This is a genomic window from Flavobacterium bizetiae (genome assembly GCF_902804475.1).
Classification (GTDB): Bacteria; Bacteroidota; Bacteroidia; order Flavobacteriales; family Flavobacteriaceae; genus Flavobacterium; species Flavobacterium bizetiae.
In genome coordinates, this window is the sequence record NZ_CADCSU010000021.1 from 1 (window position 1) to 12,515 (window position 12,515).

13 protein-coding genes are annotated in these 12,515 nt (G+C 33.5%); 6 read left to right on the forward strand and 7 right to left on the reverse strand.

Translation table 11 applies throughout. From position 1 onward, the window contains the following. Positions 1-136 precede the first annotated feature (136 nt). The 5 genes from pyk to FLACOL7796_RS00495 form a co-directional block, all read right to left on the reverse strand. Entirely contained in the window at positions 137-1,567 is a 1,431-nt protein-coding gene (pyk, locus tag FLACOL7796_RS00475; RefSeq protein WP_173968721.1) for a pyruvate kinase, read from the reverse strand. 5 nt (positions 1,568-1,572) lie between these two features. Beyond that, entirely contained in the window at positions 1,573-2,061 is a 489-nt protein-coding gene (locus FLACOL7796_RS00480) for an IPExxxVDY family protein (RefSeq protein WP_173968723.1), read from the reverse strand. 125 nt (positions 2,062-2,186) lie between these two features. Next, positions 2,187-2,927, reverse strand: coding sequence for a ribonuclease III (rnc, locus tag FLACOL7796_RS00485; protein WP_173968725.1), 741 nt, complete (start codon positions 2,925-2,927; stop codon positions 2,187-2,189). 9 nt (positions 2,928-2,936) lie between these two features. Further along, positions 2,937-4,190, reverse strand: a complete 1,254-nt coding sequence (fabF, locus tag FLACOL7796_RS00490) for a beta-ketoacyl-ACP synthase II (RefSeq protein WP_173968727.1) — start codon at positions 4,188-4,190, stop codon at positions 2,937-2,939. 240 nt (positions 4,191-4,430) lie between these two features. Further along, complete coding sequence (locus FLACOL7796_RS00495) at positions 4,431-4,667, reverse strand: acyl carrier protein (RefSeq protein ID WP_007137004.1); 237 nt, start codon at positions 4,665-4,667, stop codon at positions 4,431-4,433. A 175-nt stretch (positions 4,668-4,842) separates the two neighbouring features. On the opposite strand from FLACOL7796_RS00495, the gene purN reads away from it, so the two are divergent. Together purN and rnhA are read left to right on the forward strand one after the other, a co-directional pair. Further along, positions 4,843-5,406: a phosphoribosylglycinamide formyltransferase gene (gene purN, locus FLACOL7796_RS00500; RefSeq protein WP_173968729.1), complete on the forward strand. Its 564-nt coding sequence runs from the start codon at positions 4,843-4,845 to the stop codon at positions 5,404-5,406. An 87-nt stretch (positions 5,407-5,493) separates the two neighbouring features. Further along, a complete protein-coding gene (gene rnhA / locus FLACOL7796_RS00505; RefSeq protein WP_173968730.1) occupies positions 5,494-5,970 on the forward strand; it encodes a ribonuclease HI in 477 nt (158 codons plus the stop codon). 57 nt (positions 5,971-6,027) lie between these two features. Here the strand turns inward: rnhA and FLACOL7796_RS00510 are convergent, their stop codons facing one another. Beyond that, entirely contained in the window at positions 6,028-6,375 is a 348-nt protein-coding gene (locus FLACOL7796_RS00510; protein ID WP_173968732.1) for a DUF6249 domain-containing protein, read from the reverse strand. 614 nt (positions 6,376-6,989) lie between these two features. On the opposite strand from FLACOL7796_RS00510, the gene FLACOL7796_RS00515 reads away from it, so the two are divergent. From FLACOL7796_RS00515 to FLACOL7796_RS00530, 4 genes are all read left to right on the forward strand, one after another. Continuing rightward, the gene (locus FLACOL7796_RS00515; RefSeq protein WP_173968734.1) at positions 6,990-7,574 is read left to right on the forward strand and encodes an RNA polymerase sigma factor; all 585 of its coding nucleotides are present in this window, start codon (positions 6,990-6,992) and stop codon (positions 7,572-7,574) included. Continuing rightward, complete coding sequence (locus tag FLACOL7796_RS00520; RefSeq protein ID WP_173968736.1) at positions 7,561-7,956, forward strand: hypothetical protein; 396 nt, start codon at positions 7,561-7,563, stop codon at positions 7,954-7,956. The genes FLACOL7796_RS00515 and FLACOL7796_RS00520 overlap by 14 nt, the downstream gene beginning before the upstream one ends. A 239-nt stretch (positions 7,957-8,195) precedes the next feature. After that, positions 8,196-9,119 (forward strand): PfkB family carbohydrate kinase, encoded by a 924-nt coding sequence (locus tag FLACOL7796_RS00525; RefSeq protein WP_173968739.1) that lies wholly within the window; start codon positions 8,196-8,198, stop codon positions 9,117-9,119. Between the two features lie 82 nt (positions 9,120-9,201). Further along, positions 9,202-11,100, forward strand: coding sequence for an amidophosphoribosyltransferase (locus FLACOL7796_RS00530; protein ID WP_173968741.1), 1,899 nt, complete (start codon positions 9,202-9,204; stop codon positions 11,098-11,100). 799 nt (positions 11,101-11,899) lie between these two features. Here FLACOL7796_RS00530 and FLACOL7796_RS00535 read toward each other — a convergent pair. Then, positions 11,900-12,511 (reverse strand): superoxide dismutase, encoded by a 612-nt coding sequence (locus FLACOL7796_RS00535; protein WP_191408266.1) that lies wholly within the window; start codon positions 12,509-12,511, stop codon positions 11,900-11,902. Between the last annotated feature and the right edge of the window lie 4 nt (positions 12,512-12,515).

The window sequence follows — 12,515 nt, forward strand, 5'->3', positions numbered from 1 at the left end:
AAAACGCTTGCAACGGGTTAAAAAATCCTGTTACAAGCGTTTTTTTAATTCTCTAAAAACCAATCCCAATCAAAATAAGAGGTGTTTTTCAGTGCCCTCATATTGTCGAATGGCTTTTTTATATAATAATAAAGTCTTAGTCTATTTCAGAAACTCTCATGGTATTTACCATTCCTTTATCTTTAATTGGCATAGCTGCAAGATTAATTAAATAATCACCTTTTGTAGCATATCCTTTTTCAACTGCAATTGCATTTACATCAGTTACAGTATCATCTGTACTTACATCTTTATCATAGAAGTATGATTTAACTCCCCATAATAAATTCAATTGTGTTAAGATTCTTCTGTTTGAAGTGAACACTAAAATATGAGCAGATGGTCTCCATGCTGATACCTGGAAAGCTGTATATCCACTATTTGTTAATGTACAAATTGCTTTTGCTTTGATTTCGTTAGCCAATAAAGCTGCCTGGTGACAAACTGTTTTAGTAACAAAACGTTTCGTTTTAATTTGTGGTGTATTTTGTGGAACCTGAATTAGCGGAGAATCCTCTACAGCTTCACAAATTTGTGTCATTCTTTGAATAACTTGTACTGGATAATTTCCTGTAGCAGTTTCTCCAGACAACATTACAGCATCAGCTCCATCCATTACAGAGTTTGCAACGTCATTTACTTCAGCTCTTGTTGGTGTAAGACTTGTAATCATTGTCTCCATCATTTGTGTAGCAACGATAACAGGAATTCTGGCGATTTTAGCTCTACGGATCAAATCTTTTTGAACTAATGGTACTTCGTGTGCAGGAAGTTCAACTCCTAAATCTCCACGAGCAACCATTAAAGCGTCGCAATATGCTACAATTTTATCCATGTTCTCTAAAGCTTCCGGCATTTCAATTTTAGCCACAATCGGAATTTTATATTCAGAATGTTTAGCGATCAATTCTTGTAAGTCTTGTAAATCGCGAGGTGTTTTTACAAACGAAAGTGCGATCCAGTCTACTTTTTGCTCGATAGCAAAAATAGCATCTGCAATATCTTTTTCAGTTAAAGCTGGTAAAGAAATTTTAGTGTTTGGAAGATTAACTCCTTTTTTAGATTTTAATTCTCCACCCTGAATTACTTTAGCAACAACTTCAGTCTTTTTATCAGTAGAAATAATTTCGAAAATCAATTTACCATCATCAAGCAAAATACGCTCTCCCGGGTTCACATCATTTGGAAAATTTTGGTATTTCATGAACACTTTTTGAGCTGTTCCTAAAATATCTTCTGCTGTTGTAAAAGTGATTAAATCACCATCATGAACAACAGTTCCTTCTTCCATCACACCAACTCTAAGTTTTGGTCCTTGCAAATCTCCAAGGATTGCAGTTGTGTAACCAAACTCTTCATTTAGACCTCTAATAATATTAATTTTCTCTTTTACACCTTCGTAATCAGCATGCGAAAAATTAACTCTAAACACATTAACCCCTGCATCGATCATATCTTTGATGATCTCTCTCGTACCACATGCAGGACCAAGTGTAGCGACAATTTTGGTTTTTTTGTTTGTTAACATTTTTTTTAAAAAATTAGATTGTTTTTTGATTTTATTTTATCAGTATCTACAGCATAAATAGCCGCAATACTCTCGATGGTATTTAATTGTTGTTGAATTTCTGAAAAATCAATAGTCTCTTCACTATTCTCTATTTTCAGGAAAAAATCTACTTTTTTGAATTCAGGAAGTAAATGAATTGTTGTTGAAACCTCACTTGTTTCATTGGAAAACAAATCCTGGGAATCATTTCTACTCGTTGAAATGATTTCATTTTTATTCTGAATTAAATTCCATGAAACTGTTTTTTCAGCATCATAATAATAGAATCTCGAGAAATTTGCCTCGCCTTCTTTAGTCTGAGCATGGATCTCGTTTTTGCTCTTACTTAAGTTTATCGGAAGGTTTTTATTGATAAAATAGGCCAATCTATAATCTTCTAATGAAGTATGAATTGCCATTAAATAATAATCAATTTCGTCAAATTCGTCTAAATCCAATCTATGAATAGCCATGTCATGAAAAATCAAGGTGTAAATATACTATTTCTAGCGGAGCTTAAATAGTTAAGATGTGCTTGTTTTTATTAATTTATAAACGAAAACGTTATAGCTTTAAGATACTTACAACAAAATTGTAGCTATTTCTTGTCTATTTTTTCCTGAAATGCAAAATATGCTCTTTGTGAAGCTTTCTCTTCTGCTTTCTTTTTTGAAGTGGCTCGCGCTCGTGCGATTACTTTATCGTCTATACTTAATTTAACGCCAAATAAGCGCTGACCGTCAATACCGTTATCTTCAAAAATGTCGTAATGAAAGACTCTCTTTTCTTTCTGACACCATTCGATAACCAAACTTTTATAACTAATTACTTTGCCTTCAAGTCGTGCAATATCAACATAAGGAGCTACAACTCGTTTTTGAATAAACTTTTCGCAAAACGAATATCCTTTATCCAGATAAATTGCACCCACAAGTGATTCGAAAATATTACCATGAATATTTTCTCCAAAATGCTGAATTGGCACTTTGCTTTCTACAAAACGAACCAGGTTTAAATCTTTACCAAGCTCATTCAAATGTTCGCGGCTTACAATTTTCGACCTCATTTTAGTCAAATATCCTTCGTCGCCATTTGGTGCTTTATTAAATAAATGTGCTGCAATTACGGCACTTAACATAGCATCTCCTAAAAACTCTAATCGCTCATAATTTATGGGATGTCCTGATTCGTCGAGCTTATTAGAAGACCTGTGTGTGAAAGCTTTCTTATAAAATTCGATTGTAGCAGGCTGAAAACCAAGTATTTTCTGAATAGTGTCAAAAAAAATCCCGTCTTCTAGAGAACGGGATTTAGAAAATATTTTTTTGATAAAATTCATATACAGAAATTAGTCAACTAATTTTTTAAACAATACGCAAGCATTGTGTCCACCAAAACCAAAAGTGTTACTCATAGCAACATTTACTTCTCTTTTTTGAGGTTTGTTTAAGGTAAGATTCAATGATGGATCAATGTTTTCATCTACTACCGTATGATTGATAGTTGGAGGAACAATACCATATTTCATTGCCAGGATAGAAGCAATAGCCTCAATAGCTCCTGCTGCACCTAATAAGTGTCCTGTCATTGATTTTGTAGAGTTGATGTTGATGCTTTTTGCATGATCACCAAAAACAGCGCTGATTGCTTTTAATTCAGCAACATCTCCTAACGGAGTAGAAGTTCCGTGAGTATTGATATGATCAACATCTTCAGGGTTCATTCCGGCATCTCTTAATGTATTTTTCATTACTGCAATAACTCCAATTCCTTCCGGATGTGGTGCAGTTAAGTGGTAAGCATCTGATGACATTCCGCCACCGCCAATTTCGCAATAAATTTTTGCTCCTCTGGCTTTAGCATGTTCGTATTCTTCAAGAACCAAAGCTCCTGCTCCTTCTCCTAAAACAAAACCATCTCTGGTTGCATCAAAAGGTCTTGAAGCCGTTTCCGGACTTTCGTTTCTTGTAGATAAAGCGTGCATAGAGTTAAAACCTCCCATACCTGCAATAGTAATGGCAGCTTCTGAACCACCTGATACAATAACATCACACATTCCTAAACGAATGTAGTTGAAAGCATCAATTAATGCATTTGCAGAAGATGCACATGCAGAAACAGTAGTATAATTTGGACCCATATAACCATTACGCATCGAAATGTGTGCTGGAGCAATATCGGCAATCATTTTAGGAATAAAAAACGGATTGAATTTTGGTGTTCCGTCTCCTTTTGCATAATAAATAACTTCATCCTGAAAAGTCTCTAAACCACCAATTCCAGCTCCCCAAATAACACCAACTCTTGTTTTGTCGATATTATCATCAGTAAGTCCGGCATCTTTAATAGCTTCATCACTTGCAGCAACAGCATATTGAGCGAATTTATCTAATCTTCGAGATTCCTTGCGATCCATGTAATCTTCAATATTGAAGTTTTTTACTTCACAGGCAAATTTCGTTTTATGCTTCTCTGTATCATAATACGTGATAGGAGCGGCTCCGCTAACTCCATTCACAAGTGCCTCCCAATAATCCTGAATATTATTCCCGATCGGAGTAAGAGCACCTAATCCTGTTACAACAACTCGCTTTAACGTCATAAATATGTATTTTGTACTTTAAACAAATAAAACCCACGCTTTCTTAACAGTATTGTTACTTAAGAGCCATGGGCATTACAATATAAATATATCTTTTTGATTGAAAACCAATCGAAATTTAAATTTTAAAAAAATAATAACACCCGATTTTTTAAAATTCCAATTTTTTAAAAAACAAATCCCAATTTTGGAATTTGGGTATTCAAAGTTGGAATTTTAAAAAATTCGGGTGCAGTATTATTATTTTTTAGCTTCTTCGATATAAGAAATAGCTTGACCAACAGTAGCAATGTTTTCTGCTTGATCGTCTGGAATTTGAATATCAAATTCTTTTTCGAATTCCATAATAAGCTCAACAGTGTCTAATGAGTCAGCTCCCAAATCATTAGTGAAGCTTGCTTCTGTTACAACTTCGTTTTCGTCAACACCTAATTTGTCTACGATAATCGCTTTTACTCTTGATGCAATGTCTGACATAATCTTTAATTTTAGAATTTAATTTGTTGGCAAAAATAAAAAACTTTATTTTAAAACCACGATTTAGTTTATAAATGTAACACTAATTTATAAAATTAATTTCAAGAAAGCCCTTTTAATACTATTTATTTTGGATTTTTATTCCGTTTTTTGCATTCTAAAATTACATTCGATTATGAAAAAAATTATTGTTTTTGCCTCAGGATCAGGAACTAATGCTGAAAACATCATAAAATATTTTGCGAAAACCAAAATTGCAAAAGTCGTTTCGGTTTTTACGAATAATGCTGCGGCAAAAGTCATCGAAAGAGCAAAAAATCATCAAATTCCAACCGAAATCTTCTCAAAAACCGAACTTTTAGAAAGTAACCTCTTACAAAAAATACAAGAAATCGACCCGGATCTGATAGTTCTGGCTGGTTTTTTATTGAAATTCCCGGATCATATAATCGAGAAATATCCTAATAAAATAATCAACATACATCCGGCGCTTTTACCAAATTATGGAGGTAAAGGAATGTACGGCATGCACATACACAGGGCTATAGTAAATAATAAAGAGAAAGAAACCGGAATTTCTATTCATTATGTAAACGAACATTATGATGAAGGCGGTATCATTTTCCAGAAAAATGTAGCACTAACAGAAGAAGATACGCCGGAAACTGTCGCCGAAAAGATTCACGAACTGGAACAAAAGTATTTCCCGGAGATTATTTCGAGACTATTAGAGGATTAGACTTTAGATTTTTTAGATATAAAAATCTAAGAAATCCAAAAACAAAAATCTAAGAAGTCTAACAATCTAAAATCTAAGAAGTCTAAAATGAATCACGAAGTACATATATATACTGATGGCGCTGCGAAAGGAAATCCCGGAAACGGAGGATATGGTGTAGTGATGGAACTGGTGGGAACGCCACATAAAAAAGAATTTTACGAAGGCTTTCGTTTAACTACTAATAATAGAATGGAGCTTCTAGCTGTAATTGTGGGTCTTGAAAAATTAAAAAACCCAAATATGAAGGTTTTAGTAGTTTCAGATTCTAAATACGTTATTGATTCTGTGGTTAAAAAATGGGTTTTTGGCTGGGAGAAAAAAAACTATGCCGGAAAAAAGAATCCGGATTTATGGAAACGTTTTTTAATTATTTACCGCAAACATCAGGTTGATTTTAAATGGATCAAAGGTCATAACAACCACCCTCAAAACGAACGCTGCGACGAACTGGCCGTTATGGCATCAATGCAAAAAAATCTTTCTATAGATGTTTATTACGAAACTATAGGATCTAAATCATAAAAAAAACGCGTCAGAAACATTTGTTCTGGCGCGTTTTTCATTTTCATTACAATTTTTTTATTCTTTATCTAAATCTTTAGCTCTGTGAAATCCTACAAGCAAACCTACTCCTGACATTGTAATAATAGTTGCCGGATAAATCACATCTGAATTCATTTGTGTATAAGTAGAAAGAAATAAAGCAATAAAAAAACCAAGTCCAATACCGATTAAAAGAAAAGCCGTGTTTAAAATAAGGATTTTCCAGGCCGGAACCCCATTAGTTCTTCCTTTTAAAAAGATACTTGCATCGACTCCTTTTTCTATAAGTGCTAAACGTTCTCTGTTTCTTGTTGAATAAATAAGATAGACTATTCCGAAGATCATTAAGAAAAGACTGATTGGTACTAAAATTTGTGCTCCCATAATTTTTATGTTTTTATAATTGATTGATACTCCATATGACGACATGTTTTGAATTGAGGTTACAACTTTTTATAAAAAATTTCAATTTTTAAATTCCATCCCGAAGCCTCGGGACCAAAACTTGCTGATTATGAGTTAATTTTGAGTTTAAAATTATTTTCGAGAAACGATAAATCTTTTATATAAAGTAACCATAATACTGTTATTTAGTTTTTTTAGGAGCTAATCCCGCTATTCGTTCCAATCTTTTGTGGCGAACACCGCCACAAAAGGATTTCCACTTCTATCGGGGCTAGGGCAATCATTTTCATAACAAGCTTTTCGTGTAGTTTGTCATCTCGACGAAGGAGAGATCACACACGAAACTCGACAACGATTGGTGATTTAGTTTGCGGAGTTTCTATTGTGATCTCTCCTTCGTCGAGATGACAAGATTGCGCATAATGTAACGTCGCCGTAATCTTTGTCAAAGTTTAAAACTTTGACAAAGTTCTATACATATATAGATTAAAATTTAAACCATACATTTCAGTTGGAATTTGGAATTTTAAAAATATTGGAATTTATTTTAAAAATCTTGTAACCTAAACGCAAAACGTGTCGTCTTACATAATATGAGCACAATAACTGATCAACATTATATCGATAAAATTCTGCAGGGTGATGCGAATGCTTTTGCCGTGCTGGTAGATCGTTATAAAGATATGATCTTTACATTGTCTATAAAAATGATCAAAAACAGAGAAGAGGCTGAAGAGGTTGCTCAGGATACTTTTATTAAAGCGTATAATTCTTTAGTAAAATTTAAAGGAGATTCTAAATTTTCAACCTGGATTTATAAGATTGCTTATAATACGTGTTTGGATCGTTTAAAGAAAAACAAAAAAGAAGACAACAATACATCTATCGATGAATTTTCGGCTCATTTAATAAAAACAATGGATAATGCTTTGAGCGCTTTAGAGGATAAAGAGCGAAAGCAAACCATTCAGAATTGTTTGAATTTATTACCGAGTGAAGAGAATTTCTTGCTAACTTTATTTTATTTTGAAGATCAGAGTTTAGAAGAAATAGGAAAAGTCATGAACATTAATGCTAATAATGTAAAGGTAAAATTATTTAGAAGCCGACAGAAATTAGCTGTAATTTTGAAAAAGCAATTAGAACCAGAAATAATAGAATGTTATGAAAGAAAATGATAAAGAAATAGAAAATCTGATTGAAAAAATGATGAGCGAAAACACTTTGGAAACGCCATCTTTCGACTTTACTTCAAAAATAATGTCTCAGGTTTTAGTTGCTGAGAAAAGCAAAATCAAAGCTTACAAACCGTTGATCTCTAAATCGACCTGGATATTTATTGGTATCAGTTTAGCTGCTTTAACGGCTTATGCTATTTATTTCAATAACGACATTTCTAATTTTGAAATAGCTAAAACATATTCTGATAAAGCTTCTGCTCTATTTTCAGGAATTCATTTTTCTACAAATGTGCTTTACGCTTTATTGGTCGTTCCGTTTATGGTTTTAATTCAGATTGGGGTTTTGAAAAATTATTTTGATAAAAAGTATGAGTTGTAGAATTTATTTGAAAGAATCTTCTAACTAAAATCTTCAATGCTTTTTTCAAAAATAAATATTGTATTTTAAATCCAAAAAACATATTTTAAGCACTCAGGGCAATCAATTTTAATTCATTCATTTACAACAGTTTTAGCTCCGCAAACGATATTCTTTTTTTATGAAAATTTTGCGAACCTAAACCGTTGCAATATTGTAACTTATGAAGTATCTTTGCACCCTAATTCGAAATTCATAAAATGAATAAATTATTGATTGTTGGAACGGTTGCTTTCGACGCGATTGAAACTCCTTTCGGAAAAACAGATAAAATATTAGGTGGCGCTGCAACGTACATTGGTTTATCAGCATCATTTTTTAACTTACAATCGGCCATTGTTTCTGTAGTTGGCGACGATTTTCCTCAAGAACATTTAGATCTTTTAACTTCAAGAAATATTGATATCTCTGGTATCGAAATTGTAAAAGGCGGAAAAACCTTTTTCTGGAGCGGTTTATACCACAACGATCTTAACTCTAGAGACACATTGGTAACGGAGTTAAACGTTTTGGCTGATTTTCAACCAAAGGTTCCTCAAAACTATAAAGATGCTGATGTTGTGATGTTAGGAAACTTACATCCTTTAGTACAAAGCAGTGTTTTAGATCAATTAGAGAAAAAACCAAAATTAGTAGTTTTAGATACTATGAACTTTTGGATGGATTGCGCTTTACCAGAATTACTAGATGTAATTAAACGTGTAGACGTTATCACAATCAATGATGAAGAAGCAAGACAACTTTCTGGAGAATATTCATTAGTAAAAGCTGCCAACAAAATCCAGGAATTGGGACCAAAATATGTGGTGATCAAAAAAGGAGAACACGGAGCGCTTTTATTCCACAACAGAGAAGTTTTCTTTGCACCGGCTTTACCATTAGAAGATGTTTTTGATCCAACAGGAGCAGGAGACACTTTTGCAGGTGGTTTTTCAGGATTTATTGCACAAAGCGAAAACATTTCGTTTGGCAACATGAAAAACGCAATTATTTACGGATCTAATTTAGCTTCATTTTGTGTAGAGAAATTTGGAACCGAAAGGATGGAAACATTAAGCAAAGCAGAAGTAGCGATTCGATTACAACAATTTAAGTCGTTAACTCAGTTTGACATAGAAATATAATGCCCTGAAGCCTCGATAAAACGGGGCTTTTTTATTACGTTATTACGCACAACTTACAACAACAACACAAATACAAAAAACAATGAGCGACGCTTTAAAACACGAATGTGGTATAGCCTTAGTTAGACTTCTTAAACCGCTTGAATATTATAAAGAAAAGTACGGAACTGCTTTCTACGGAATTCAGAAAATGTACTTAATGATGGAAAAACAGCACAACCGCGGACAAGATGGTGCTGGTTTTGCAAGCATTAAACTAGATGTTGAACCAGGACAACGTTACATAAGCCGAGTTCGTTCAAATCACTCGCAGCCAATACAAGATGTTTTCAAACAAATCAACGAAAGAATCAGTGAAGAGCTAAAAGCAAAGCCAGAAATTGGTGATGACGTTGCTAAAATAAAATCTGAAATTCCGTATGTTGGCGAATTATTTTTAGGACACGTTCGTTACGGAACTTTCGGAAAAAACAGCATCGAAAGTGTACACCCATTTTTACGTCAGAGTAACTGGATGCACCGTAACTTAATTTTGGCAGGAAACTTTAATATGACGAATGTTAAAGAGCTTTTCGAAAATTTAGTAGAACTTGGACAACACCCAAAAGAAATGGCCGACACTGTAACGGTGATGGAAAAAATTGGTCACTTCTTAGACAAAGAAGTAATGCAATTGTACCAGGATTGTAAAGCCGAAGGTTATTCTAAAAGAGAAGCCTCTCCGGTAATCGCAGACCGATTGGATATTGCTAAAATACTAGGACGTTCTGCTAAAAACTTAGACGGAGGTTATGCAATGGCCGGATTACTTGGTCATGGTGATGCTTTTGTTTTTAGAGATCCAGCAGGAATTCGTCCAGCTTACTTTTATCAGGATGATGAAGTAGTGGTTGTAGCTTCTGAAAGACCGGTTATTCAAACTGTATTCAATGTACCTTTTGAAAGTGTTCAGGAAATTGATCCGGGAAATGCTTTGATTATCAAGAAAAGCGGAAAAGTTTCGATGGAACAAATTTTAGAACCAACGGTTAAAAAAGCGTGTTCTTTTGAAAGAATTTATTTCTCAAGAGGAAGTGATGCTGAAATCTATCAGGAACGTAAAAACTTAGGTAAATTAATTTTACCTGCAGTTTTAGATTCTATTGACAGCGATACAGACAATACTGTTTTCTCTTATATTCCTAATACTGCCGAAACTTCATTTTATGGTTTAGTCGAAGCAGCTCAGGATTTCTTAAATCAGAGAAAAAACAATTATATTTTAGCTAACAGAAATACACTTACAGCCGAAACTTTACAAGAATTATTAGCAGTAAAAATACGTACTGAGAAAGTTGCTATTAAAGATGCTAAACTTAGAACCTTTATTACTGAGGATAGTAGCCGTGATGATCTTGTTGCACACGTTTACGACGTTACTTACGGAGTGATCAAACCAACAGACAACCTTGTTATCATCGATGATAGTATTGTTCGTGGTACGACGCTTAAAATGAGTATTATAAAAATGATGGATCGTTTAAATCCTAAACGTATTGTAATCGTTTCATCAGCGCCACAAATACGTTATCCTGATTGTTACGGAATCGACATGGCTAAGTTAGAAGGTCTTGTTGCTTTTAGAGCAGCTTTAGCTTTATTAAAAGAAAGAAATCTATATCATATTGTTGATGAAGTTTACGCAAAATGTAAAGCACAGGAAAACTATTTAGATAGTGATGTTGTGAATTATGTTACGGCAATTTACGATCAGTTTACTCCTGAAGAAATTTCAGATAAAATTGCTGAAATGTTGAGTTCTCCTGAAATCAATGCCGAAGTAAAAATCATTTTCCAAAAAGTAGAAGATTTGCATATTGCCTGTCCTAAAAATTTAGGTGATTGGTACTTTACAGGAGATTATCCTACACCAGGAGGTAATCGTGTTGTAAACAGGGCTTTCATGAATTTCTACGAGGGAAAAGACGCAAGAGCATATTAAAAAAATACTAACAAAAGGTTAATTTGTGCATTTCATCGGTTTTTTTTGCCGTTCATCCTATATGTTTGGTAAAATTGAAAAGCTACAATACTTTTGAGATACCATAACATTAGTAGGTTAAGTTTATGGTAGATTTGGGGCAAAAAGGGTGGAAGCAATTCCACCTTTTTTATTGAAATAAACTCAAGTATTTCAATTTAAAACCATTATCTTCTTTTGGTCGGATATATTGACCATTCATCTGAAAAGTTTTTTAAACAAGAATAGCTATCATACATTTACTGAACCATAACAATAGTAGGTTAAGTTTATGGTAGATTTGGGGCAAAAAAGGTGGAAGAAATTCCGCCTTTTTTATTTTCTTTTTTTAGAGAATAGATTATAGAACATAGAATATAGACTCTACCCTCTTTGTTGAGTAATCTTTACTCTATTCTCTATTTTCTATTTTCTATTCTCTTATTCTATTCTCTATATTCTATATTCTTTTCTCTATATTCTATAATCTTTCCTCTATTTCGCTATCTTTCTCTTACTTAGTCGGATATATTTGCCATTCGTCTAAAAAGTTTTTTTCATAAGAACAGCTATCATACATTTACTAAACCATAACATTAGTAGGTTAAGTTTATGGTAGATTTGGGGCAAAAAAGGTGGAAGAGATTCCGCCTTTTTTATTTTCTCTTTTTTAGAGAATAGAAGATAGACTATAGAACAAAGACGAAAAATATAACGACAAAAAAAAGACGAGTACCATTTGGCACTCGTCTTTTTTATATAATCTTTACTCTATTTTCGACTATTTGTCTAAAGCAAATCTTCTTGCAACTTCTGTCCAGTTAATTACACTGAAGAAAGCTTCAATATAATCTGGTCTTCTGTTTTGGTAGTTTAAGTAGTAAGCATGTTCCCAAACGTCCATTCCTAAGATTGGAGTTCCACCGTTACCAGCAACTTCCGGCATTAATGGATTGTCTTGATTTGGAGTACCAACAACTTCTAATTTCCCTCCTTTTTGAACTGTTAACCAAGCCCATCCTGAACCAAATTGAGTTGCTCCGGCTTTAGCAAATTTAGCTTTAAATTCTTCGAAAGTTCCAAAAGAAGCTTCGATTGCTGCTAATAAATCACCTGTTGGTAATCCGCCACCGTCTGGAGACATTACAGTCCAGAATAAATTGTGGTTGTAGAAACCTCCACCATTGTTACGAACTGCTGCGTTTGTTTTATCTAAGTTAATTAAGATATTTTCTATTGTCTTACCTTCTAAATCTGTTCCTGCAATTGCAGCGTTAAGATTTGTAGTATAAGCATTGTGGTGCTTTGTATGATGGATTTCCATTGTACGAGCATCAATATGTGGTTCTAATGCATCATATGCATAAGGTAATTGTGGTAATTCAAAAGCCATGATA

Bases quoted from the DNA above. Each gene is read 5' to 3' on its own strand.
- pyk (WP_173968721.1), bottom strand. From the start codon at position 1,567: ATGTTAACAAACAAAAAAACCAAAATTGTCGCTACACTTGGTCCTGCA.
- FLACOL7796_RS00480 (WP_173968723.1), bottom strand. From the start codon at position 2,061: ATGGCTATTCATAGATTGGATTTAGACGAATTTGACGAAATTGATTAT.
- rnc (WP_173968725.1), bottom strand. From the start codon at position 2,927: ATGAATTTTATCAAAAAAATATTTTCTAAATCCCGTTCTCTAGAAGAC.
- fabF (WP_173968727.1), bottom strand. From the start codon at position 4,190: ATGACGTTAAAGCGAGTTGTTGTAACAGGATTAGGTGCTCTTACTCCG.
- FLACOL7796_RS00495 (WP_007137004.1), bottom strand. From the start codon at position 4,667: ATGTCAGACATTGCATCAAGAGTAAAAGCGATTATCGTAGACAAATTA.
- purN (WP_173968729.1), top strand. From the start codon at position 4,843: ATGAAAAAAATTATTGTTTTTGCCTCAGGATCAGGAACTAATGCTGAA.
- rnhA (WP_173968730.1), top strand. From the start codon at position 5,494: ATGAATCACGAAGTACATATATATACTGATGGCGCTGCGAAAGGAAAT.
- FLACOL7796_RS00510 (WP_173968732.1), bottom strand. From the start codon at position 6,375: ATGGGAGCACAAATTTTAGTACCAATCAGTCTTTTCTTAATGATCTTC.
- FLACOL7796_RS00515 (WP_173968734.1), top strand. From the start codon at position 6,990: ATGAGCACAATAACTGATCAACATTATATCGATAAAATTCTGCAGGGT.
- FLACOL7796_RS00520 (WP_173968736.1), top strand. From the start codon at position 7,561: ATGAAAGAAAATGATAAAGAAATAGAAAATCTGATTGAAAAAATGATG.
- FLACOL7796_RS00525 (WP_173968739.1), top strand. From the start codon at position 8,196: ATGAATAAATTATTGATTGTTGGAACGGTTGCTTTCGACGCGATTGAA.
- FLACOL7796_RS00530 (WP_173968741.1), top strand. From the start codon at position 9,202: ATGAGCGACGCTTTAAAACACGAATGTGGTATAGCCTTAGTTAGACTT.
- FLACOL7796_RS00535 (WP_191408266.1), bottom strand. From the start codon at position 12,511: ATGGCTTTTGAATTACCACAATTACCTTATGCATATGATGCATTAGAA.